The organism is Aeromonas sp. 600886, assembly GCF_049174935.1.
In the GTDB taxonomy this organism is placed as follows: Bacteria; Pseudomonadota; Gammaproteobacteria; order Enterobacterales; family Aeromonadaceae; genus Aeromonas; species Aeromonas veronii_A.
Window position 1 is genome coordinate 71674 of the sequence record NZ_JAAKUB010000001.1, and the last position, 23058, is coordinate 94731.

The 23058-nt window shown below is 57.0% G+C and carries 30 protein-coding genes and 1 tRNA gene; 13 read left to right on the top strand and 18 right to left on the bottom strand.

What is annotated here, in order from left to right; translation table 11 throughout:
- Positions 1-43 precede the first annotated feature (43 nt).
- The 3 genes from lon (at position 44) to ppiD (ending at position 4975) form a co-directional block, all read left to right on the top strand.
- Positions 44-2398, top strand: a complete 2355-nt coding sequence (gene lon / locus G5179_RS00285) for an endopeptidase La (RefSeq protein WP_319920699.1) — start codon at positions 44-46, stop codon at positions 2396-2398.
- Positions 2399-2638: 240 nt separating this feature from the next.
- The gene (hupB, locus tag G5179_RS00290) at positions 2639-2911 is read left to right on the top strand and encodes a nucleoid-associated protein HU-beta (protein WP_005315375.1); all 273 of its coding nucleotides are present in this window, start codon (positions 2639-2641) and stop codon (positions 2909-2911) included.
- Positions 2912-3061: 150 nt separating this feature from the next.
- Positions 3062-4975: a peptidylprolyl isomerase gene (gene ppiD / locus G5179_RS00295; RefSeq protein ID WP_202005989.1), complete on the top strand. Its 1914-nt coding sequence runs from the start codon at positions 3062-3064 to the stop codon at positions 4973-4975.
- Positions 4976-5168: 193 nt separating this feature from the next.
- On the opposite strand, the gene G5179_RS00300 is transcribed toward ppiD, so the two are convergent.
- From G5179_RS00300 to G5179_RS00385, 18 genes are all read right to left on the bottom strand, one after another.
- The gene (locus G5179_RS00300; protein ID WP_421208366.1) at positions 5169-6761 is read right to left on the bottom strand and encodes an ABC-F family ATPase; all 1593 of its coding nucleotides are present in this window, start codon (positions 6759-6761) and stop codon (positions 5169-5171) included.
- Positions 6762-6823: 62 nt separating this feature from the next.
- Positions 6824-8077, bottom strand: coding sequence for an Arm DNA-binding domain-containing protein (locus tag G5179_RS00305; protein WP_421257610.1), 1254 nt, complete (start codon positions 8075-8077; stop codon positions 6824-6826).
- Positions 8056-8190 carry a hypothetical protein gene (locus G5179_RS00310; RefSeq protein WP_265176782.1) on the bottom strand — a complete coding sequence of 45 codons (135 nt, stop codon included), beginning with the start codon at positions 8188-8190 and terminating at the stop codon, positions 8056-8058. Before G5179_RS00310 ends, G5179_RS00305 begins: the two co-directional genes overlap by 22 nt.
- 29 nt (positions 8191-8219) lie before the next feature.
- Positions 8220-8627 (bottom strand): hypothetical protein, encoded by a 408-nt coding sequence (locus tag G5179_RS00315; protein ID WP_201998272.1) that lies wholly within the window; start codon positions 8625-8627, stop codon positions 8220-8222.
- Positions 8628-9126: 499 nt separating this feature from the next.
- Positions 9127-9765, bottom strand: coding sequence for a hypothetical protein (locus G5179_RS00320; protein ID WP_421257611.1), 639 nt, complete (start codon positions 9763-9765; stop codon positions 9127-9129).
- A complete protein-coding gene (locus tag G5179_RS00325) occupies positions 9762-9974 on the bottom strand; it encodes a hypothetical protein (RefSeq protein WP_139731016.1) in 213 nt (70 codons plus the stop codon). The genes G5179_RS00320 and G5179_RS00325 overlap by 4 nt, the downstream gene beginning before the upstream one ends.
- Complete coding sequence (locus tag G5179_RS00330) at positions 9968-10186, bottom strand: hypothetical protein (RefSeq protein ID WP_421257612.1); 219 nt, start codon at positions 10184-10186, stop codon at positions 9968-9970. The genes G5179_RS00325 and G5179_RS00330 overlap by 7 nt, the downstream gene beginning before the upstream one ends.
- The gene (locus G5179_RS00335) at positions 10150-10746 is read right to left on the bottom strand and encodes a hypothetical protein (protein WP_421257613.1); all 597 of its coding nucleotides are present in this window, start codon (positions 10744-10746) and stop codon (positions 10150-10152) included. The genes G5179_RS00330 and G5179_RS00335 overlap by 37 nt, the downstream gene beginning before the upstream one ends.
- On the bottom strand, positions 10743-11015 hold the full coding sequence (locus tag G5179_RS00340) for a hypothetical protein (protein WP_335830377.1): 273 nt from the start codon (positions 11013-11015) through the stop codon (positions 10743-10745). Before G5179_RS00340 ends, G5179_RS00335 begins: the two co-directional genes overlap by 4 nt.
- Positions 11012-11950, bottom strand: coding sequence for a recombination-associated protein RdgC (gene rdgC, locus G5179_RS00345; RefSeq protein WP_421257614.1), 939 nt, complete (start codon positions 11948-11950; stop codon positions 11012-11014). The genes G5179_RS00340 and rdgC overlap by 4 nt, the downstream gene beginning before the upstream one ends.
- Positions 11951-11972: 22 nt before the next feature.
- A complete protein-coding gene (locus tag G5179_RS00350; RefSeq protein WP_180342925.1) occupies positions 11973-12149 on the bottom strand; it encodes a hypothetical protein in 177 nt (58 codons plus the stop codon).
- 57 nt (positions 12150-12206) lie between these two features.
- A complete protein-coding gene (locus tag G5179_RS00355; RefSeq protein WP_421257615.1) occupies positions 12207-12452 on the bottom strand; it encodes a DNA N-6-adenine-methyltransferase in 246 nt (81 codons plus the stop codon).
- Between the two features lie 57 nt (positions 12453-12509).
- Entirely contained in the window at positions 12510-13565 is a 1056-nt protein-coding gene (locus G5179_RS00360; protein WP_421257616.1) for a RecT family recombinase, read from the bottom strand.
- Positions 13566-13576: 11 nt separating this feature from the next.
- Positions 13577-14986, bottom strand: coding sequence for a PD-(D/E)XK nuclease-like domain-containing protein (locus tag G5179_RS00365; protein ID WP_421257617.1), 1410 nt, complete (start codon positions 14984-14986; stop codon positions 13577-13579).
- 75 nt (positions 14987-15061) lie between these two features.
- On the bottom strand, positions 15062-15523 hold the full coding sequence (locus tag G5179_RS00370; RefSeq protein WP_421257618.1) for a hypothetical protein: 462 nt from the start codon (positions 15521-15523) through the stop codon (positions 15062-15064).
- Positions 15524-15865: 342 nt separating this feature from the next.
- Complete coding sequence (locus G5179_RS00375) at positions 15866-16117, bottom strand: hypothetical protein (RefSeq protein WP_421257619.1); 252 nt, start codon at positions 16115-16117, stop codon at positions 15866-15868.
- Positions 16118-16343: 226 nt separating this feature from the next.
- Positions 16344-16418: transfer RNA gene (locus tag G5179_RS00380), tRNA-Pro, on the bottom strand.
- Positions 16419-17032: 614 nt separating this feature from the next.
- Positions 17033-17767, bottom strand: a complete 735-nt coding sequence (locus G5179_RS00385; RefSeq protein WP_421257620.1) for a helix-turn-helix domain-containing protein — start codon at positions 17765-17767, stop codon at positions 17033-17035.
- Positions 17768-17784: 17 nt separating this feature from the next.
- Between G5179_RS00385 and G5179_RS00390 the strand changes: the two genes are divergently transcribed.
- The 10 genes from G5179_RS00390 to G5179_RS00435 all read left to right on the top strand — a co-directional run bounded on the left by G5179_RS00390 (position 17785) and on the right by G5179_RS00435 (position 23058).
- Positions 17785-17991, top strand: coding sequence for a Cro/CI family transcriptional regulator (locus tag G5179_RS00390; protein ID WP_159144062.1), 207 nt, complete (start codon positions 17785-17787; stop codon positions 17989-17991).
- Between the two features lie 32 nt (positions 17992-18023).
- Entirely contained in the window at positions 18024-18422 is a 399-nt protein-coding gene (locus G5179_RS00395) for a hypothetical protein (RefSeq protein WP_331401656.1), read from the top strand.
- 5 nt (positions 18423-18427) lie between these two features.
- On the top strand, positions 18428-18646 hold the full coding sequence (locus tag G5179_RS00400; protein ID WP_421257621.1) for a hypothetical protein: 219 nt from the start codon (positions 18428-18430) through the stop codon (positions 18644-18646).
- Between the two features lie 50 nt (positions 18647-18696).
- On the top strand, positions 18697-18849 hold the full coding sequence (locus tag G5179_RS00405) for a hypothetical protein (protein ID WP_421257622.1): 153 nt from the start codon (positions 18697-18699) through the stop codon (positions 18847-18849).
- Positions 18846-20582 (top strand): phosphoadenosine phosphosulfate reductase family protein, encoded by a 1737-nt coding sequence (locus tag G5179_RS00410; protein ID WP_421257623.1) that lies wholly within the window; start codon positions 18846-18848, stop codon positions 20580-20582. The genes G5179_RS00405 and G5179_RS00410 overlap by 4 nt, the downstream gene beginning before the upstream one ends.
- Positions 20579-21550, top strand: coding sequence for a replication protein (locus G5179_RS00415; RefSeq protein WP_421257624.1), 972 nt, complete (start codon positions 20579-20581; stop codon positions 21548-21550). The genes G5179_RS00410 and G5179_RS00415 overlap by 4 nt, the downstream gene beginning before the upstream one ends.
- Positions 21550-22221: a replication protein P gene (locus tag G5179_RS00420; protein ID WP_421257625.1), complete on the top strand. Its 672-nt coding sequence runs from the start codon at positions 21550-21552 to the stop codon at positions 22219-22221. Before G5179_RS00415 ends, G5179_RS00420 begins: the two co-directional genes overlap by 1 nt.
- The gene (locus G5179_RS00425) at positions 22208-22510 is read left to right on the top strand and encodes a hypothetical protein (RefSeq protein ID WP_106843087.1); all 303 of its coding nucleotides are present in this window, start codon (positions 22208-22210) and stop codon (positions 22508-22510) included. The genes G5179_RS00420 and G5179_RS00425 overlap by 14 nt, the downstream gene beginning before the upstream one ends.
- 75 nt (positions 22511-22585) lie before the next feature.
- Positions 22586-22882 carry a hypothetical protein gene (locus G5179_RS00430; RefSeq protein WP_421202687.1) on the top strand — a complete coding sequence of 99 codons (297 nt, stop codon included), beginning with the start codon at positions 22586-22588 and terminating at the stop codon, positions 22880-22882.
- On the top strand, positions 22879-23058 hold the full coding sequence (locus G5179_RS00435; RefSeq protein ID WP_421257626.1) for a hypothetical protein: 180 nt from the start codon (positions 22879-22881) through the stop codon (positions 23056-23058). The genes G5179_RS00430 and G5179_RS00435 overlap by 4 nt, the downstream gene beginning before the upstream one ends.

Sequence of the window (23058 nt, forward strand, 5' to 3'; positions counted from 1 at the left end):
GCCAAGCGCTTTGCCAACGGTATAACAAGCCGAGAGGACATATATGAACCTAGAGCGTTCAGAACGCATCGAGATTCCCGTCCTGCCTCTTCGTGACGTGGTGGTTTATCCCCACATGGTCATTCCACTCTTTGTGGGGCGGGAAAAATCCATTCGCTGTCTGGAAGCGGCCATGGAGCAGGACAAGAAAGTTCTGCTGGTGGCCCAGAAGGATGCGTCAACCGATGAGCCAACGGTGGAGGAGATCTTCACCGTCGGGACAGTGGCCAATATTCTGCAGATGCTCAAGCTGCCGGACGGCACCGTCAAGGTGCTGGTAGAGGGGGGCCAGCGTGCCCGCCTGGAGCGGATGATCGACGACAAAGATTTCTTTGTCTGCGAGGCCCAGTACATCCCCTCCCAAGCCATTGAGGAGAAGGATCAGGAAGTACTGGTTCGCTCCGCCATCGGCCAGTTTGAAGGCTATATCAAGCTCAACAAGAAGATCCCGCCCGAGGTACTGACCTCGATCTCGGCGATCGACGATGCTGCGCGTCTGGCTGACACCATGGCGGCCCACATGCCGCTCAAGCTGGAAGACAAGCAGAAGGTGCTGGAGATCGTCTCGGTCTCCGAGCGCATCGAATTCCTGATGGCGATGATGGAGTCGGAAATTGACCTGCTGCAGGTCGAGAAGCGCATCCGTACTCGCGTCAAGAAGCAGATGGAAAAGAGTCAGCGCGAGTATTACCTCAACGAGCAGATGAAGGCCATCCAGAAAGAGCTGGGTGAGCTGGAAGATAGCCCGGATGAGTTTGAAGCCCTCAATCGCAAGATTGAAGAGGCTGGCATGCCGGAAGATGCCCGTGAAAAGGCCCAGGCCGAGCTTGCCAAGCTGAAGATGATGTCTCCCATGTCCGCCGAGGCTACCGTGGTTCGCAGCTATGTGGACTGGATGGTACAGGTGCCGTGGAAGGCGCGCTCCAAGGTCAAGAAAGATCTTGGCAAGGCGCAAGAGGTGCTGGATGCCGATCACTATGGCCTCGAGAAGGTCAAGGATCGCATCCTCGAATATCTGGCGGTACAGGCACGGGTTAACAAGCTCAAGGGCCCTATCCTCTGTCTGGTTGGGCCTCCCGGTGTGGGCAAGACCTCGTTGGGCCAATCCATCGCCAAGGCGACAGGCCGCAAATATGTGCGGATGGCCTTGGGTGGGGTGCGTGACGAAGCGGAGATCCGTGGTCACCGCCGTACCTATATCGGTTCCATGCCCGGCAAACTCATCCAGAAGATGGCGAAAGTCGGTGTGAAGAATCCGCTGTTCCTGCTCGACGAGATCGACAAGATGAGCTCGGACATGCGCGGCGATCCCGCCTCTGCCTTGCTGGAAGTGCTTGATCCGGAACAGAACAACAGCTTCAACGATCACTATCTGGAAGTGGATTATGACCTGTCTGACGTCATGTTCGTGGCCACTTCCAACTCCATGAACATCCCGGGTCCGTTGCTGGATCGGATGGAGGTGATCCGTCTCTCCGGTTACACCGAAGATGAGAAGCTCAACATTGCCAAGCAGCATCTGGTTGCCAAGCAGATCCAGCGCAACGGTCTGAAAGAGTCCGAGATCACCATCGAGGATTCTGCCTTGGTCGGGGTGATCCGTTACTACACCCGCGAGGCGGGGGTTCGTGGTCTGGAGCGCGAGATCTCCAAGATTTGTCGCAAAGCGGTCAAGCGCATCCTGCTGGACAAGAGCATCAAGCATGTTCAGGTCAATCAGGCCAACCTCAAGGAGTTCCTCGGGGTACAGCGTTTCGATTACGGCAAAGCCACCGACCAGAACCAGATTGGTCAGGTATGTGGTCTGGCGTGGACCGAAGTGGGGGGCGATCTGCTTACCATCGAGACCACCAACATGCCGGGCAAAGGCAAGCTCACTTATACCGGTTCTCTCGGTGAAGTGATGCAGGAGTCCATTCAGGCGGCCATGACGGTGGTGCGTACCCGTGCCGAGAAGTTGCGGATCAATGCCGACTTCTACGAGAAGCGCGATATCCACGTGCACGTACCGGAAGGGGCCACCCCCAAAGATGGTCCGAGCGCCGGTATCGCCATGTGTACTGCCCTGGTCTCCAGCTTGACCGGTAATCCGGTTCGTGCTGATGTGGCGATGACAGGGGAGATCACCTTGCGCGGCGAAGTGCTGCCCATCGGCGGTCTCAAGGAGAAGTTGCTGGCAGCCCATCGTGGCGGCATCAAGCGAGTGCTTATTCCGAAAGAGAACGAGCGTGACCTTGAGGAGATCCCGGCAAACGTCAAACAAGACCTTGAAATTTATCCGGTTCGCTGGATTGACGAGGTGCTGGAATTGGCGTTGCAGGACAATCCACAGGGGTTTGAGCGCGTTTCTGTCGTGTAAATGTTGATGCGCCGCAAATTTGGCGCATTCGGCGGGTGGTTAAGGCTTGCATGCGCCCGATAACGGAAGTAGCCTTGACCACCGATCGGGTACTCGTGATGAGTCGCAATGCGTTGTGTGGCGCGGGTTTGCGCCAGATTGTCACTTGCAACTGATCAGGAGGCTTGCTATAAAACCTCCACTTGTTGTGGCCAGGGAAATCAGCGCCGCAGCGGTGTTTGATAAAAGGGGAATATAAGAGTGAATAAATCTCAACTGATTGACAAGATTGCAGACGGTGCCGATATCTCCAAAGCTGCCGCTGGCCGTGCGTTGGATGCCTTCATTGATGCTGTTGGTGAAGCGCTGAAAGAGGGTGACCAGGTTGCTCTGGTTGGTTTCGGTACTTTCGCTGTACGCGAGCGTGCTGCCCGTTCAGGCCGTAACCCGCAGACTGGCGCGACCATCGAAATCGCTGCTGGTAAAGTTCCTGCCTTCAAAGCCGGTAAGGCCCTGAAAGACGCTGTTAACTAAGTCGGTCGCTGATATCCGTCGGCTACCGTCCTTGGTCGCAGACCAGACAAGTTAGAGAGTCTTCTCTCATACTGATTGACCAAGGCGCATCGCAATCGGTGCGCCTTTTTATTGTTTACGCCCATCGAGTTCGGGAGCATAAGTACAAACATGATGTTGGATAAACTACGCGAAGGGGCGCAGGGCAAGGTAGCCAAGGTTATCTTGGGCCTGATCATCCTCTCCTTTGCCTTGGCTGGTGTAGGTAGTTACCTGAACGGCCCGGCCCGTACCGCCCCCGCCACCGTCAATGGCACCGAGATCAGTGCAACCGCACTGGAAAATGCCTACCGTAACGAGCGCGCCCGCATGGAATCCCAGATGGGAGAGGCATTCAGCCAGCTGGCCGCGAACCCCGATTACATGAAACAGTTCCGCCGCGGTGTGCTGGATCGGCTGATCGATCAGGCGCTGCTGGACAGCAAGGCCCGTGAACTGGGTCTGCGCGTCAGCGATGAGCAGATCAAGCAAGCCATCGTGGCCATGCCGGAATTTGCCGAGAACGGCAAGTTCAACAATGACCGTTATCTGCAGCTGATCCGTCGTGCCGGCATGACTCCTGAAATGTTCCGTGACTCCCTGCGTCAGGACATGGTGCGTCAACAGTTGATGAGCGCTCTGCTCGGCACCGAGTTCTCCCTCAAGGGCGAAGCGGAGCAGCTCGACAAGCTCTACAACCAGACTCGCGATCTGCGTCTGGTGCGTCTGGCTGCCGCCAACTACATGGCTGATGTTCAGGTCTCCGACAACGAGCTGGAGCAGTACTACAAGACCAATGGCGCCCGTTTCATGAACGACGAGCAGGTCAAGGTTGACTATCTGCTGCTGGACGCTGCCAACCTCGCCAAGGATATCAAGGTCACCGAGCAGGATGCCCAGGATTACTACGATCAGCACCAGGATCTGTTCCAGCGTGCCGAGCGTCGCCACGTGGCTCACATCCTGATCCCGTTTGGCAAGGATGAGAAAGCGGCCGAGCAGAAAGCAGAAGCCGTGCTGGCCAAAGCCAAGGCGGGCGATGATTTCGCTGCGCTGGCCAAGGCTGACTCTTCTGATACCTTCTCTGCCAAAAAAGGCGGCGAGCTGGACTGGTTCGAGAAAGGGGTGATGGATCCGGCCTTCGAGAAAGCCGCGTTCGCCCTGAACAAGGCTGGCGATCTCTCCGGCGTGGTGAAGAGCCCGTTCGGTTTCCACATCATCAAGCTGCTGGGGGTTGAAGCAGCCCAGACCAAGCCGTTTGCCGATGTGAAAGAAGAGACCATCACTCGTCTGCAAGCTGACAAGGCCAAGGAGAAGTTCTTCGCCGAGCAGCAGAAGATGGCTGACAACAGCTTCGAAAACCCGGATTCGCTGGATCTGACCGCTGACGCCATGGGAATGAAGGTTCAATCTTCCGATTTCTTCACCCAGGCGACTGCTCCGGCTCCGCTGAACGATCCCAAGGTGCTCTCTGTTGCGTTCTCCGAACAGCTGCGCGATGACAACACCAACTCCGACGTGATCGAGCTGGCTGACGGCAAGGCGCTGGTGCTGCACATCACTGGTCACAAGCCCAAAGCGGTCAAGCCGCTGGCCGAGGTGAAAGAGCAGGTGATTGCCGCCATCAAGCATGACAAGGCTAGCGAAGTGGCCCGTGGCAAGGCCCAGGGTCTGCTGGACAAGCTGAAAGTCGGTGAGAGCATCACCGCCGATCTGACTGCACTCGGTCTGAAAGTGGAGACCCACAAAGGGGTTGCCCGCTTCGATCGCGAGCTTGATCAGAACCTGATTGCCCAGGCGTTCACGCTGCCACATCCGATCGACGGCAAGCCGAGCGTGGCTCTGGTTGCCGAGACCAATGGTGACCGCGTTGTGGTTGCGCTGGACAAGGTCAACGTCCCTGCCGCCGCATCCGGTATGGCCGCCATGCTGCAAGCTCAGCTGGGTCAGGGCAAAGCCCAGGTGGATTACAAATCTCTGATCGACGAGTTGCGTAAAGCGGCCAAGATCGAGTACTTCACCAGCGTGGAAGCGACCGTCGAGTAATCGTCAGTTCAATTCAGTGAAAACGGCTCCTTGATGGAGCCGTTTTTTTATCTGTGGGCGAGGGGAATAATCAAGCCCAGCTCCCAGTGATCGCTGCGTAGCCGTAAGCCATATCAGTCGCCATAAACATGAGATATAAAAAAACCGGCACATAAGTGCCGATTTCTCATTGCTAGCTTGTGCTGCGCAGGGGTTACACCACGCCCTGGGTGCGCAGGTAATCCTCGTAGGTGCCGCCGAAGTCGCGGATGCCATCTTCAGTCAGCTCCAGGATGCGGGTCGCCAGGGAGGAGACGAACTCGCGATCGTGGGAGACGAAGATCAGGGTCCCCTGGTAGAGCTCCAGTGCCATGTTCAAGGATTCGATGGATTCCATGTCCAGGTGGTTGGTCGGCTCATCCATGATCAGGATGTTGGGGCGTTGCATCATCAGCTTGCCGAACAGCATGCGGCCCTGTTCACCACCGGAGAGCACCTTGACCGGCTTCTTGATGTCGTCCTGGGAGAAAAGTAGACGGCCCAGTACGGAGCGTACAGCCTGCTCGTCTTCGTTCTCCTGTTTCCACTGGGCCATCCAGTCGAACACGTTGAGATCGGTGTCGAAATCTTCGGCGTGATCCTGAGCGTAGTAACCGATCTGGGCGTTCTCGGACCACTTGATGCTGCCGGTATCCGGAGCCAGTGCACCGACAAGGGTCTTGATCAGGGTAGACTTACCGATACCGTTGGTACCCAGAATGGCGACCTTTTCGCCCACTTCCATCATCATGTTGAGGCCCTTGAACAGGGGACCGTCGCCATACCCCTTGGATACACCTTCCACTTCCAGGATGTTGCGATAGAGCTTTTTGTCCTGCTCGAAGCGGATGAAGGGGTTCTGGCGGCTGGAGACCTTGACGTCCTCAATCTTGATCTTGTCGATCTGCTTGAGACGGGAGGTCGCCTGACGGGACTTGGAGGCGTTGGCGCTGAAACGGGAGACGAAGGATTGCAGATCGGCGATCTGGGCCTTCTTCTTGGCGTTGTCGGCCAGTAGACGCTCGCGCGCCTGGGTGGCGGCCAGCATGTAGTCGTCGTAGTTGCCCGGGTAGACGCGCAGCTCGCCGTAGTCCAGATCCGCCATGTGGGTACAGACGGAGTTCAGGAAGTGACGGTCGTGAGAGATGATGATCATGGTGCTTTCACGTTCGTTGAGCACCTGCTCCAGCCAGCGAATGGTGTTGATGTCCAGGTTGTTGGTCGGTTCGTCCAGCAACAGGATATCGGGGTTGGAGAACAGCGCCTGTGCCAGCAGCACCCGCAGTTTCCAGCCCGGCGCCACTTCGCTCATCGGGCCGCTGTGCTGCTCAAGGGGAATGCCGACACCCAGCAGCAGCTCGCCTGCACGCGCTTCAGCGGTGTAGCCGTCATATTCGGCGACCAGACCTTCCAGCTCGGCGGCCTTCATATAGTCTTCGTCGGTGGCTTCGAGGTTGGCGTAGATGGCATCGCGCTCGGCGATGGCCGCCCACAGCTCGGTGTGACCCATCATGACCACGTCCAGTACGCGCATATCTTCGTAGGCGAACTGATCCTGACGCAGCTTACCGATGCGCTCGTTGACGTCCAGGCTCACATTACCGCCAGTGGGCTCCAGATCACCGCCGAGGATCTTCATAAAGGTGGACTTGCCACAGCCGTTGGCGCCGATAAGGCCATAGCGGTTGCCGCCGCCAAACTTGACGTTGATGTTCTCAAACAGCGGCTTGGCGCCGAACTGCATGGTGATGTTGTTGCTACTAAGCATAGTGTGTTAAAAAATTCCTTAATTATCAGCGCATTATTGCACTGGTTGAAAACTCTGGGGCGCTATTGGGGCAAATGCCCATTTTTTTGCATCGAACTCCAGATCGACTCGACCTCACTTTGACTGGCCGACTCAATCCATTTTCCATAGACCTCTTGCAACATTTTTGCAGAGTTGTGACCCATTTGTTCAGCTATGAACGCAAGGTTTCCGTGAGCGGTGATGTTCCAACTGGCATAGGTATGCCTCAGTTGATAGGCCCTACGATAACGAACCCCAGATTTCTTGATTGCTGCCTGCCATGGGGCCACCAGGAAGACACCAGAGTAAAAAGGCGGCCTGTCCGGCACAACTTTGGTTGGTCGGAATACGGGGCGCAATGTTTGGCGCACGATCATGCCACCTGGTAGGTGCATGTCAATCTCTGCGTCCATAAGTGCCCCAGTTATCTTGAATTGATCCCGTAGAGCGTTCAGCGCCGGGGGCAAAAGGTGAACCGTTCTTGTCCGGTTTGTCTTCGGGAGCTTGAACTGCATCTTTTGCTGAGTGAGGTTTCTGCGAACATGCATGAGCTTATTTTCAAAATCGATGTCACCCCAGCTCAGAGCCCTCAGCTCACCCGGGCGGATCCCTGTGTAGGCGAGAACCAGCAATATATTCTTAAACTGCTGGTTGGTTGTTACATCTAGCAGCCTTTGGAACTCCCAGTGTTCGAAAGGATCCGCGCTCTTCTCGGTGGTCAGTCTGGCAGCTGCCACACGCACGTCAAACTCTCGCTCTATTAGCTCATTTCGCGCAGCCCAACCCAACAGGTTTCCGACATGGCCAAGATAGGTTCTTACGGTTCTTGGCTTGCAGTCTGTGAACAAGTGGTTGCGCAGCCTTTCAATATGCATAGGCAGCAAGTCAGCTATTGGCATATCTCTGCCGAGAAACTCAGTCATCCTTTTGAACGCGCTGCGATATGATCGCCTTGTCGATATACCTACCGTTGGCCCTGCGCTCTCAACGAATGCGGCGGCAGCCTCAGTAAGCGTCATCCAGGTAGTTGCTCGCATGCCAAGGCGGGCCAGCGCCTTGGAGTTGGGGAAGTGCTTTGCATAGTCAAAGCTGCCAAGGGCAATCTCGTGCTTGATCGCCGCGAGCTTGTTCACCGCGAACTTGACGTTTGCCTTGGTGATGGGGATATCCAACACCTCTCTGCAACGGCGCCCCTTATAGCTGAAGCAGATCCTCAGCTTGTTGCCGTGCACTTCAACACCAGTCAGCCCGGCAACCAGAGAGGATTGGTTATCTATTGCGCTGACTCGACCCATTTGTCGTACTCCTCGACGCTGTAACGAACCTGACCATCAGGGCCATACTTCCAGATAATCCCTTCTGGCCACTCTCCCTTGAGGCGGCGCCCCTCTGCTGCCTTCTCGGTCATCCCGGTCAGGGCCTCAAATAGTTTTGGCCTTACCCATCTTGCGCACGGGTAGATGTAATTTCCTTGCATGTGGTCCTCGCGGTTAAAAGAGACTCGAGCCGGTGACGCCCGAGCTGGTTGTAGTAAAAGGTTTGAACTTGCTTGCGGGAGTTGGCCGCCTGGTCAAGGCGATACTCTCCCAGTTCGGTGGTTTTCAGGTTGTGCTGGTTGGCCAGCCTGCCGATGGCTTGGGCGCTCACCCCCAGCTCCTTACCCAGATCGGTTGCACTCCAGAGCTGGCCGGTTACCCGCGGCGCTTCGATAGGCAGGTCGAAGTGCGCCAGGATGCGGCCGATCTCGGCGAGCTTGGCCGATTGGGAAAGGGTGGGGGAGAGTACGGTATTAACCAGATCGTCCAGCAGTTGGCTGCTCTGGTCGATGAGTTGTAGCTGTTGCATTGGCGTGGCCCTCCTGTCCTTGAGGATGGGGCGCTAATTGGATTGAAGGAAGGGCCGATAAAACGCACATTTTTCTGCCCGAAACGTTGCATAGGTTTTTATTACTGGTAGCTTATGGCGCCAAGAGAATCTTTTCACTTGGCCAGTAAGGGGCTTTACAATGGATAAGACTAAAAAGTGTTTTGTTTCAAGGGGACATGGCGAGTCTGTACCTGCTGAGTTTCACCGTTGGAGCGAGACTATTATCTATGATGATGGGAATCAGCCTCACAATTTAACTGTCGCAATAGTTGAATACGAGGATGGCCAGATTGCTCAGGTAGAGCCTCCAAAGTTGAAGTTTGCTAAGTAAATGAAAATCGATGAGGCTCAATCTGGGCCTCATTTTTTGGGATTTAGATTTGTGGTTGCATCGCCTCCTTTATAGTTCGTATTCCCTTTGTGATGACTGTCATCACATAGATAGACAGGATTGCAATCTCAGCCGCCTTTTGTTTGGTCAAGCTGTCCATCCATACTTTGCAGCCGGCACAGTCTCATCAACCGGCTCACCGCACTTGCGGCAGCGGAATACGCTGGAGCCGTGCTCGCTGTAGTTCTGCGGATCCAGCCCATCCTCCAACCCCTCATCTGGATAGAATGGGCGCTTCTTGTCGGTGCGGATGGTTCGGCGCGGGCAGTCCAGCTCAACGCTGATTGGCTCGCCGCAGCTGCACTGGTCTCGCACCACGCGGCCAAAGATGCTGTCAATGGCGATCCCGGTGCGGGCGGCAATGCGCTCCTGAATACCCTTCTTGGTGATGGACACAGCCATGCGCATCATCTGGATCAGGTGCTGCTCATCCTTCGCCTCGATGCACTGGCGGATGTACCTCATTAGCTCTGGCGGCGCGTCGCCGGGGAACTCAGGCTCGGCCTGAACGTCGGAGATGCAGGCCATGGTGGAGCCCTTGACCATATTCACCAGCTCAGTGACTGTGGCGGGGTTGACGGTGGAGATGAATGCCGCATCGTGCGCAAAACAGGTAGCAGCCAGCAGACCATGATCACCGTTAACGCTGGTGTGCCCGTCCGTGCTCCATGTTGCAGGAGTAGCCTTGCCAGCCAGCTCCAGCAGCTTTTCCAAGTCAATGTTCATTTCACATCCTTCATGCTGATCGAGATCCCGACGTATGGGCACTGGGCGCGGTACACATCGCGGCCGTGCTCGCGCTCGATACTCTTGCAGCGAAAGCCGGAGCGGGACTCGGTGGAAATAGAAAGGCCAGCTGGTTGGCTGGCCTGTAGTTGGGCTATCTGGTGTAGGGCGCGCTCGAGGGCAGCCTGCTTGTTGGGGTCAGTCAGCATCGCCACCCCCTATAACCCATAAAACCGGGCTCGCAGACCTTGCCGAACGGCAGTACGGGGAGGTGGGATATCAGGGTCTTGAGCTGGGGGTTATCTGGCTGGCTGTCGATGGTGACTTTGGCGCCGGGGTTGATGCGTAGGTATCGCTCCCGGGCGTCGGCGGCCTCTTCCCGGGTCAGGCCGGGCTGGATAATGGGGGCTCTGAATCGCACGATTGCTCTCCTTCCACAAGTTCGAGGGCGGCGGCTATTTCCGGCAGCAGCTCGTCCCAAGTGGCAATGGCTCCGTTCTGGTGCCAGCCTGCTACCCCTTGGCTGTCGTTCATCACGCTCTGCACCGCATACATCGCATCAAGCAGCACATCCCGCTGCTTGGTCATAGCCTCCAGTTTCTCAACCGGTGTTAGCCCTTCGGTACGCTGCAGGGTGATGGTGAAGGGGCCAAGCTCAGACCGAGCCCCTTTCACTTCCAGATAGTTGATGGCGCCGCGTTCGGCGAAGAGGCTGGTGTAAGCGGCGATAAGGGCCTTTTCTGCCAGCTCGGGGTGACTGGCCACGAACTCGGCCAGCGTCACGCCCTCCAGCTCATCGGTAGCGTAGCCGTCCAGCAAGTTCCAGCAGGCTACTATGCGGCGGCCATTTTCCTTGCCTTCGCAGTTGGGAAAGCCTTCATCACTACGGGGCCACAGCTCACAGACGCCGTAGCCATCGGTAGAGCCGACCGACTGGCCGTTACGAAAAAGGGCCAGAAGGCCCTTGATATGTTCGGTCATGACTGTTTACCCCACTTTCGCATCTTCTGCTTCTTGGTGAGCCCAGGCTTTCTGCTGAACATCAGCGTGCTCATCAGGCTCGCCTTGCTGCTACCAACCGACATAACGCTGTCATAACCGTGTCGCACCAGCACATAAGCCTTTTTGCTTATCCCATTTCGGATCTTGATTTGGTGGTAGGCCATGCGCATGGCGGTGATGATGCTCTCGGACTGGTCGCTATCCTTCATCCGGCGAATGTAGAGTGCCCCTTTGCGGTATTTGCTCATGCTGCCTGCTCCTCTGCGGGTGCCTGGTAGTCCATCATTGTGCAGAGGTCAGTGATGGCCTTTGACAGCAGGATGAGGTTGGCCGCGTTGCACTGGCGCCAGTGGTGGGCGTAGTCATCTGCGTCATCGTCAGAGTCGTAATCCGGCATGGAGATGGCGCGCAGGCTGAAATCGCTATTCAGTTTGAAGCTCATGGGCTCGTGCCACAGCTCCAACTCCTCCACCTGATAACCAGCCTCCAGCAAGGAAACCACGTCAGAAGCGCGAGCGCCGTTGAGATCCATACCCTTGAAGGTCACCATCTCTTGCGCGGTGTCGGCAGACTTGAGCTTGACGAACTGGAGCGGGGAGAAGGGGCCGAGCGCTTCCGGGCGCTCTGCGCTATCTGTCAGGTAATCTTTCAGGCGGTTGCTGATCCCCATCTTGATGTTGTCGATGTGGATGGTCTGGGTTTTGAGCGAGCCCATGCACTTCACCAGCAGGTGCATAACCACATTGAGCGGGCGCTTGGTGGTGGTGTTGAGGTACAGCAGCTCGTTTTTCTGGTCGTACATGGCGTGGATGAGCGTGGTTTCATACTCTGCAGTGGCGGCCATCTCGACAATCAGCTGTTCCTTCATTGCCTGCTTCTGTTTGCGAGTGATCTTCTCGCACAAGCCGGAGGCAAGCAGCTCGTCAACGCGCTCTTTGAGCTTGCGGTTGACGATCTTGGCCGGGATGAGTTTGGTGTCTTGGCGCACGACGAATGCGAATCCGACGCCGGGGAGGTTGGTAACCAGCTCGCCGGTCACCTGATTGTTCTCGAACCCGGCGCAGCTGAGCTGGTTTTCAGTGAGCGGGGTGAAGGCAAGCTCGGCCAGGTGTTCGCGCATGGCGTTGATGGCGGGGAGCTTGGCGCTGTAGACACTGGCAGATTTGAGTACGGAGTGATTCATGGTCTGGGGTCCTTTTGGTTGGTTAGGTGCGGGCTTTTGCCAGCAGGTCGTGGATTTTCTTGGCGGCTGCCTCGGCTTGTGACCGGTTGCAGATGGTCCCGCCTGGCAGTACAAACTTGCCGCGCAGCTTGGGGTGGGGCATGACGACGCCCAACCCGATGACTACCGCGCCGCAGTAGGGGTTATCTGTGTCTTTCATGGGCTCCTCGACTTATCCACCGTTTCTGTGTGGCTGGCGGTGGATGGTTTGGGGGTATCAGGCTGCAGCGCTGACGGGCTCTGCTCCGGCAAGCAGCAGGGTGAGCTTGCTGACATCGCGGATCCGGCACTCGCCGCGCCAGTTGGGGGCGAAGATGAGGAGCATTGAGCCCTTGGGGTTGCCCTTCATCTCTTCGCCGGTTTCCTTGTTGATGAAGCTCACCCGACCGTTGCGCCACTTGCCGTTCTCGTCGTGGTAGCCGGTGATGTGCCGCACCTCGCTGGGGTTCAGTTCGGTGGTCATGGTTCGGGTCCTGTTGGGAAAGAGAAAGCCCCGTTGGTGGCGGGGCTTGTTGGTTGGTTAGGCGGCTCGCTTCTTATCGAGGCCAAGGCGCGCAATGTTGGTGCGATAGATTTCGTTCGCCTGGGCCTTCTGCTCTTGGTTCAGCTTGTCGCCCATTTCGGTAATGACAGACAGCGCTGAGCGCAACTCAGTAGCAGACTCGGCGATGTCGAGCTTGAACAGGGCATCTGCGAGCTGATCGGCAATCTCCGGGTCAACATCCGGCACCACAGGCTCGGACTCGCTATGCAGCTGCTCAGTGACGCTTTCCGCCTGCCCCTCGATGACAGCCCCCTTATTTGCCTCTGCCTGCTGCTGCGCCCGCTTGGCTGCGGCTCTCTCGGCAAGGTTTTCGGTGGCAGACTTGTTGCCGCCATCCGGGCCGGTCGGCGTAAAATCAGGGTTGATTTCGCGCTCTTCCAGCTCATCGACGGAGTAAACGCCGAGGATCACGTCAGGGGTGTAGAGGCGAGCCCAGCGTTTGACACCAAGATAGGCCAGCTGTTGCTTAGGATCGTCGGCCCACAGCGTCGAGTTGCGGGTGCGAGCCTGCTGCAGCAGCAGCTCAACCTCGCGCACCTGGCCGCTAGTCAATGTCGCAATGACCTTTACCCCGCAACCTTTCTCATCAGCAAAGTTCCAGTCTGGCACCCGGTAAACGGCCCCTTTCTTATCTGGATCCTTGCTCTGGACCTCTTTGAACTTGCCGATGACGCGCTCCCACGGCCCGAAAAACTCATAGTCAAAGCGCCCCTTGATGACGCCGGAGTTGACCACTACGGCGTTGACCAGTTGAGCCTCATAACCGAGCGTTCCGTTGACAAGGTGGGTTTTTTGCGCCACAGGGAAGGGGTTCATGCCCCACTGAACTGCTTGCAAGCAGATGGCAAAGCAGTCGGCCTGATTGCCGCGCAGATGTTGCGGCACGGTGGCCTTGCCGCTGGCCATCATGGCTGCCATCTTGTCGATGCTAGCCATGAAATCCATATTCATCATCAGGCTCAGCATGTTTGCCTGACCGCGCTCATTGGCCAACACCGGTGCCGCGCTCTGGGTTGCTACTGTATTTTCCATGTCGATGTTCCTTAGAAGAGGCTATCTGGGAGTTCTTCGGCCACCGGCTCATGACTGATCACGGTGGGGGTGAATGGCTCTTCGTTGTTGATGCGGTGGCGCTCCGCTGCCGCCTGGTACTGCGGCACATTGATTTCGCCCATGCCATCGTGGCCCGGGTAGTAATTAGCCTTGCGCCAGGTGACGATGTTGCGCACTGCCATATCGCGCAGCTCAAGGCCGCGGCGCCGATCCTCCTGCCCGTAGAAGTAGACGCCGACCATGATGGGCTTGTAGACGTCATGACCAAGGGGGCCGTCCTTCTCTACCGCGATAAACACGAAGCTGGCCGGGTGTCCGGTTACCGCTTCATAACCGTCGGTGTAGTGGGCGTCCTGAATGTGGTAGTTGTGGGCCGAGCCATCGCGGGCAAATGCCGCGTCGCTGGCGTTGCGCACAAATTTCAGGTCAACCAGCACATGATCCGGGCGCTTCCAGTCAGGCCGGCATTTCAGCAGCTCCCCCGTTTCTGGGTGGTTCCAGTAGATACTGGTCTCTGCCTCGCCCTCATCCAGCAGCACGGCTGCCTCCGGATGATTCAGGACAGCTTCGCGGTAGCGCAGGGCGTGGATGTATTCGTTATTGGTCACAATCACCTTGTCGCCAGCTTGCTCGCGGAACTGCTCTTTCAGCTCGTCGAGGAATTTCGCGTCAGGATTGAAGGTGCGGATCCGCTCTGCCATTTCCGCTTTGGTGCCGCTGAGGGGAAGGGGGTCCGGCAGCGTGGCAATGCGCTCTGCTCGCTCCAGCTCTTTGGCGCCAATCTTGGCGTAGTTCTCGAGCACGGCTTGATAGCTGCCCTTGCTCTTGAGTGGCTTGGTCAGCGTTTCGTTGTAGGCTTTGACGCATGCCTTGAGCGCTGTAGCTGTGCGCTTGTCATCTTCACCGATGGTCTGGAAGCTCTCTGGGAGCTGGCAGTATGCTGCCTCGGCATCGCCCACAGTGGCCCCCAGCTCGATGGGCGGAGTCAACTTGGCGTTGTACGCCTCAATGGCATCAGCCAGCTCCTGCAGCTCTGGGCGCTTCTCGAGACCGGCGTTGTACTCTTCGATGGCCGCCTTCATCTGGTCTGCACCAACAAAGGCATCTTCCGGCCATACCGGCTCGATGGCGTATTCGCTTTCGAAGTCGTCAAACTCCAACACGATCTTGTGCAGGATCTTGCCTTCACGGAACGGCACAGTTTCTTTCTGCTGGTTGCCGTCAATCTTGTAGTAGCGGTAGTGCTGGCCGGATATCAGCGCCAGATCTAGGCTGCTTTTCGATTCGCCTGCACTGCCGTGGTAAACATCGCTCGGGATGTCGCTATACATGCATGGCGCGACAGGGGTAAAGGCTTCAATCACCTGCTCGGCGATCTCGGTTTTTGCTGGTGCATTCATGGTCGGGGTCCTCGGGTGGTTAAAAACAAAAACCCCAGCACGATGGCTGGGGTTTCATAGACTCGGGCTTATGGTTTAAATCGGCTTCTTGCAATCTACCAGTGCCTTCTCTCCTTCTGACAATGGCGGGAACTTTGCCTCTATGACTTTGTGGTTGTACTTTATAGTGACATCTCCGCCAGGCAGCATTTTGGCTCTGAATTCTTTTATGCCTTCCGGTGTATATGGCCCTATCAATACCAAATCAGAGTCCGGGTAATACTGGGATGCAGCTTTCAACTTCAAACCGTTGATTGTCAGCACCTTATCTCTGATCATTTCCTTCGATTTGCGCTCCTGAACAAATGCCACCTTGCCAGGCAATGCAATCCATAAATCGCCAGATGGAGTTAGATTTATCGTTGCTACACCATCGCTATAGACATGTGGAGCTGCAACTAAGCTGCAGTCATCGTATGGCACCCAAGCCGGTGTGGCACAGTTTGCAAAAGCTGATACCGCCAACCCTGTAGCTGCCAAAAGTAGTTTCAATTTCATACCACCTACCGCTATTTGCTAAAACGGTAGATTTCCCATTGAATCTAGTTATGTCAAACGATTAACAAAGAAAACGGGACTCAGCTCAAAGCTGTCTACTCAAACGGCTTTGGGCTGGTCACTGTTGCCAGTGGCCGCCGTTCACGTTCACGCACCGCTTTCCGAATTGACGGGTTATCGGCGCATCCCTACCGGCATCGGGATTCGTGTTTGTGAGCCGGTTCCGAGTTGTTAAAGAGCGAGCTCAGCCGAATTTGGCGTGAGCGAAGCCAAAGCATCCTTGAGGTGCTTGAAAAGAGGCTTTGGCTACGGCGCTATCAGGGAAGCGCCAGACCCGGAAAATCAGATGGAATCGATGTGGTACTGCATGCGTGCGATCAGCATGGCTCTGTGGCCTTTCGGGATGCGGCCCAATCGCTCATTGGCGATGGCGCGCTTTTCTGCCAGCTTCTGGCGGCGGATATCGTCTGCGATTTCGCTGACGCGGCGGTGGAGGCGTGCTCTGCGAGCTTTGTTGCCGCTTACGTGATCAGCGATAGTGGCAATGATCTTGTCTGCGTGATGCGCGGCTCTGGAAAAAATGCTCTTGGTCATGGTACATTTACTCCTGTTGGCGAGTTGGTCCTCGCTAATTCCCACCGGGTCAACTGGTTGGGGTCCTGATTGCCGGGGTTGGTCCCTCGGCTTTCTCTGACTGGGGGTGGTACCCTAGTCCTTCAAAGCCCGCCCTGTGCGGGCTTTGTCGTTCTTGCGCGCTGGTCAGGCGCTTTTCACTTCTGCCCTGGTTAGGGGCGGGGTCCTGATTGCCGAGTGTCTAAGTTGGTCGGAGATACAGGGATCGAACCTGTGAAGCCCTCATCCCAAATGATGTGGCATACCGCTTGCCTAATCTCCGATGTTGCCGGTTACCTGATCCGGCGACAGCTGGCATCCAGTTAAAGGCTGTAGCCCTGTCGGTTTGTTGTGGTGGCCGGGTCTGACACCGGCCGAGGTCTAGGGGGCATCCCTACGAATGCCGGTTGGCGCAAAGACCTTCCCATCTTCACCACAACAGTGGATTGCACTGCTCTTGCTATCAGTCCGGGCGGTTCGACCGATCCAGTCTTGCCAAACTATCTGGCCTTCCTGTCGCTGCCTTAGGTCCGATGCCGGTATCCTGCCAATGCAATCCCAGTTGTGCGCTCACCTTCCAGCAAGCTCGGTTCGGATAAACACGCGACGCATGTTGCTACGAACTAGGCGGGATCGATGACAGGTGCCGCCTCATTACCCCTTGTCACCATCGCAAGACCTTCACCACGATTGGCCGCCTTCCACGCTGCCCCTTGCTGTTATCGGTCTTGGTTGTTCGATTGCTTTACCGAACAAGGCAAAGGTTAATATTCCCGAACACTTGCGTCAATAGAAAATGTTCGGTTTTGCGAACTATTTTTTTAGTGGGTGATGTAGCTGCCAAATGGTGGGCACAAAAAAGCCCGCGCGATGCGGGCTTGATGGAGGTTGGTACAGTTACTCTTTCGTGTTGCGGCGCAGTTCGACCATGCGGCCGAAGATAATGGCGTCCTTGATGGGCACCACTCCCAGGCGCTGATCGTCGGTTACCAGTGTAATGCCAGAGAGGCCGTCGAGCGCCTTAAGCAGCCGATCCTGCTCGCTGCTGACTATCCTCGCCAGTACCACGTCGTTATGGCGTGGCGTCCGGTCGGCCAGATCAATAACGCAGATGTCGCCGCTCTTGATGCCGGAGCCTGCAAGGTTGTCATCGTTGGCAATGATGCCGATCAGCTGTCCATCGTAATCACTGTATATGGTGTCGCGCCCGTCGAGGGTGTGCAGGGCATCTGTTGGGTGCTCTGTGAGGTCTGACATTTCCCATACCGATACTTTGCCGAGGTGCGTATCTGCTACATAGGTGCCGCTCTCTTTACCGGTATAGAGCCATAACGGGTCACAGCCGAGCGCTTTGGCAATGGAGAGCAGGCTGCTGACGCGCAGATCCTTGAGCGGGTCAGAAAACAGAACGGATATCACCGCTTTGCTCACGCCTGACTTGCGCACCAGGTCGGCCTGCTTCCAGCCGCGCTCATTGAGCATGTATTTCAGTCGATCTCTGAAAGAGGTCATGTCGCACTCGTTCGAATAAAAAAACACTTCCTCATTCTGTCCTATTTTTTGTGCGCTATGTCGATGGTTGACTTGTTCGGAAAAGCGAACCAAAATGGGTTCTGTATTACCAGTATCCATAAAAGGGACCCCGACCAATGAAGAAAGACCAAGCCATCCAGTTTTTTGGCGGCAGTAACGCCATGGCGCGCGCCGTTGGCGTGACCAAAAGCACCGTATCCGAATGGCCAGAAATCATCCCGGCCAAGTATGCCACCCGCATCCACTTCGCCTCCGGTGGCAAACTTGATTTCTGCCTTGAGGATTACCGCCCCGATCAAGCCGAAACCCAGCGGGCCGCCTGACCAACGGCCAGCTTTACCAGAGGACCAACCAAATGGGACGACCAGCACTGTCTGATCACGAAAAAATGGACGCCGTTTCCCCTCTGCGGGTGCGCGGCACTGTCGGCCACCGACAAGTGTGGCAGGAAGTCGGTGCCGAAGTCGGCATGACTGAAACCGCATTTGCCCGCACCTCGCTGCTGATGCTGCTCAATTCCATATCAAAGCATGAGCCGCAGATCCTGGCGAGAGCCGTCAAACGGGCCAATCGGAGCCTGATCGAGCAAGGCTATCCGCCGGTCACTGTCGAGGAGATTTTAAAGGGCGATGGCCTGCCAGAGCGCGGCCTGCTGACCTTCTCGCCAGAGGATGAGGCAGCATATAACGAAGAGCGCCCCAAGAAGCCGGTGCAAAAGCTCATCGGCCTGATCAATTTCGTTTTAGGGAGATAACTGCAATGACTATCAACGCAAGACCGCCACGTCCCGCCGCCGAACACGTCAGTGAGCGTGACAACATCATTCTGAAATCCGTCATTCATGAGCTGTCGCTCGAGCTGGACACCTCGCTGATCCCGACTGCGCACGCGGCCGGCACCGACAAGACAGCCGTTCGACTCTCCCGGGAGTTGATGGCCCGCAAGATTGAGCGCGCCGACCAGCAAGCCTGCGCATAACCATTACCAATAAGGCCCGCCTCACCACCGGGCTTAATCAGGACCTCAAAATGACCATGAACCCAACGGCCCCGCTGGGCCACCCCCTTTGTGCCGATCTGGATCACTGCCCGATGTGCGGCGGCGAGCTGCGCACCGGTACCGATGACCATGCCTATGAGTGCCCCGGCTGCGAGTATACGGAGCGGGAGGTAGTGGCATGAAAGCCATTATCGATGCCGCAGTTAACCCCATGGTTGAGTGGGTTACGCAGGGGTATGGCCTCTGCTGCTCGCTGTCGTGGGGAAAAGACAGTACCGCCGTGTTAGTGCTGATGCTGGAGGCCATGAAGCGAGCCAAGGAGGCAGGGGTAACTCTGCCTAAGTGCTTCGCCATCACCAGTGATACCACCATCGAGAACCCGGCGCTGGATGCGTACTTTGAGCACATGGCTGGCGAACTGGGGATGTTTTGCGCCAGAGAGGGGCTGCCAATGGAATACCATCAGGTATCCCCGCCGCTTTCAGCCACCTTCCACTATGTCACCGTAGGTCGCGGAAAACTGCCGCGCTACCCTGGTATGAGCCGGGATTGCAGCGTTGACTGGAAGATTGAGCCCATCATCAAGGCCAAGAAAGCTCTGGCCAAGGAGGCTGGACACCAGGTCATCAGTCTGGTCGGTACCCGCTTTAGCGAATCTGAGGAGCGCGAACAGCGCATGACCGAGCGAGGAGATGAGGCCGGTAAGATCCTCACCAACCCAGATGGTGACCTGTACGCTACCCCGATCGCCGATTGGGATGAGGTCGATGTCTGGACTCTGCTCCAGAAGTGCGATCAGCGTATGGGGCGCCAGCTGATTACCTCATTCAGCAAGCACTTTGACATGCTGGTGTCGCTCTACAAGGACGCGAACGGCGGATGTGTGTCTGGCATGGCGGACAAACAGCTCAACAGCTCAGCATGTGGCGCGCGGTTCGGGTGCTGGGCCTGCGTCGCTACCGGTGACCGTGATAAGTCGTTGCAGGCCATGATTGCCAATGACCGCGGAACCTATGGTTATCTGGAGCCCATTGCCAAATTACGTGACTGGCTGTTTGGCATCCGTTGGGACATGTCACGCCGTGAGTGGCTCGGGCGATCTGTTGATCAGGAGACGGGCTATATCGTCCTGCAGCCTGACTACTTCAACTTCGTCACCCGCCGCGACTTGCTGCGCTTCATGCTGACTATCGACGCAGATGAGTGCGCGTGGGCTGATGAGCATAACGACGGTTTCCCGCGGTTCCAGCTGATAAAGCCGTGGCAGCTGGTCATCATCGACTTCATTTGGTCGGTGTACCGGGACGCTCGCCACGCATTCGGCGCGCTGTATGAGTACCACAACATCATGCGTTGCGGCCGCCGCTATTACCCGCCATGCACACTGCCAACCCAGCAGGTGAAGATCCCATCCAGGCGCTGGTTCAAGCCGCCAGAGGGGATTGCTCCACCGCACGGCATTGGCGGCCTGACAGACCCTGCCAATATCTACGCCATGCAGCACGCAGGCATTGACGCGCCAACTATCACAGATCGCCTTACTGGCAAGGAGAAGCCGATCCTGTCCTTTGAGGCATCACAGGAGATGGCCATCGACAAAACGGCGGCGCTTGAGTGGCTTGAGCACTTCATCAGCAACCCTATCGCCATTGACTGCACGGGGGAGGACCCGGCAGAGGCCATCAAGTTCTATCTGCACAACCGGATCGTGACCATCAGCAAGGGACAGCCTGCCAGCCTGGACGAAATCATCCAGCGCGCGGAGTTCTGGCAGCGCCTGCAGCGCAAGCTCGGAGTAATGGATATCCAAGCCTATGCGCTTGAGCACTCCATCACTGACGACGAGCACAACGCCATCAAGGGCAATTTCCCTGTTGAGTTCCAGCTTGATCTGTTTCGGGAGTACGCAGCATGAACACCGTTATTAAATTCCCGGGGCCTAGCGCCCCTCAAACCACCCAGAAGGAGGTTCGTGTGGCTGACCTTGATGATGGGTATACCCGCACGGCGAATGAGATCCAGAAGGCCAAGTGCAAGCTGCGCATGGCAGGGAGAGAGCTCAACGTCCTTGATGCGGTGATCTACTCCACCTATGGCTGGAACAAGAAGCGCGACCGCCTCACAAACACCTATTTGGCAGACCTGTGCGACATGGATCCGTCCGATGTGAACAAGGCTCTTCTGGTGTTGGCTCGACGTCGAATTATCACTCTTGAGAAGCTCGGCCATATGAAAATTGTGGGCGTAAACAAGGTAATCAGTGAGTGGGTATACGCCAGAGAAAAGACCCAAAAGGGTATTGGTAATTTCACCAAAAAACCGGGCAATTCTACCCAAAACGATGGGTGTTTTGATATTTCAAATCGGGTGAAAACACCCAACACCCAAGACAGTCTTACCCAAGACAATATAAAAACCTCTTCGTCGAAGAACGCTGACGCGCTCCCCGACGCCGGCATTGTTGAATCGGTTTCCGCTGCTGTCGAGAAGATTCGGCCAGAGGCTGCCATCCAGACCCCGAGCGGGAAATTCTGGGGTACTCAGGATGACCTGACATGCGCTGAATACATCCACGGCAGGGTGCTGGTAGTGAACCCAACGGCCAAGGCCCCCAACTGGGCGCAGTGGGCGAACGATATCCGCCTGATGCGAACCCAGCTGGGGTACACCCACCACGATATCTGCTCGCTGTTCAAATGGGCCAACCTCGACCCGTTCTGGTCTGCCAACGTGCTGTGCCCCAAGACCCTGCGCAAGCAGTGGGACAAGCTCACCGCCAAGCGCGCTGGTGTGGTGCGCCAGCCGGTGCGTGGCGATGAGTGGGATCTGACCAAGACCATGAACGCTGACAAACTCAACCAGTTGATTCAGGAGGGGTACTGATGACCATGAAACCGTTAAGCGAGGTCCTTGCTGGAATGCCGAGCGAGTTGCCTGTCGCGCCAGTGCGCAAAGTGGCCGCCGTGGTTACCGAGCGCGACACCCTGGTCGTGAGCAAATTGCTCGAGCAGCTCAAGGTGATATTCCCTGCATGGCAACGCTCGTTCCCCACGCCGAAGATGCAGGATCAAGCCCTGCGGGAGTGGACGATTGCGCTGGTTGAGGCCAACTGCACCAGCCGTGAGCAGCTGAGCTTGGGGATGCGGGTTGCGCGATCTCAGGAGATCCCGTTCTTCCCGGGGCCAGGGATGTTTATCAAGTGGTGCGAGATCACGCCGGAGGCGATGGGGCTGCCGTCGCTGGATACCGCGCTGGTCGAGGTGCGCACCCGGCGTTACACCCATCCAGCCGTCGAGCTGGCCGCCAAAGCGACGAGCTGGGAACGCCAAACGCTCAGTCTGGATGCGTACCGCCCTGTGTTCGAGCAGGCATACGCCCAGCTGCTGCGCCGGGTCGTTGCCGGAGAGGATCTTGGGACTGAGGTGCGCAAAGGGCTGCCAACGCGTGAGCAGATCCAGCACAGCCCCGAGTATTACCAGCAAGCCGGCCAGCGTGGCGTGGAAAGCCTCAAGGCCTTGTTCAAGCGTGGAGGGATGGCCAATGTTCAATCTTGATGTGATCGCCGCGGTCAAGGCCGCGAAGTTTTGCCGGGTGGTGATCTATCCGCCCGTTCGGGGTTGGTGCGGGGAGCGGGTGCTGCTCGAGGTGGCAGACGAAATCGCCGTGCTTGGACACACAGATTGCCAGCGCGGGGCAGGGCATTGGCTGGTACTCGACACGACGCCTGAGCAAGTGGCGGAGGAGGTCAAACGGCTGAGAGGCGCGCCAGTGCTGGTGTTGAGAGGTGGTGTTGCAAATGGAGCTGTGGATAACTCTGGAAAGGAGGCGCTTGCCAACCCGTGACAATCGGTATATCGCGCCGTAACATGTTTCAGGCCGGACCTAGACCACCCGGCCGTTGACCAAAAGGACCCGACCATGACCGCAAAATCGAATACCCGAGATCTATCCGTTGCGACCCAACTGGGCCGCGTCATCGCCATCATGAGCGACGGCAAGGCCCGTACCCTGCGCGATATCGAGCGCGAGTGCTGGAGCCGCTATGGCCAAGCTGACACCCAAGCCGCCATCAGCGCCCGCCTGCGCGAAGTCTGCTGCCATGGCTGGGTGAAACACTCCAACCACCAGAACATCAACGGCAAGCAGGTTTGGCATTACCACCTGACCCCGTTCCCCGCCGCGGCAGCCGTTGCGGCTAAGGCGGTGGCAGCATGAGAATTTCACTCGCCATCGCATACGCGATCGCTGCAACATCAGCGCATGCTCCGTGGATGCGCATGCAGGATTTCACCACAGCAAGCCCATTCTGCATCCCCAACCCGCGCAATGACAGGGCCGCCAAACGCCAGCGTGCCGCCGCCAAGCGCCGCAACAAAGCCAAGCGGGGGTGA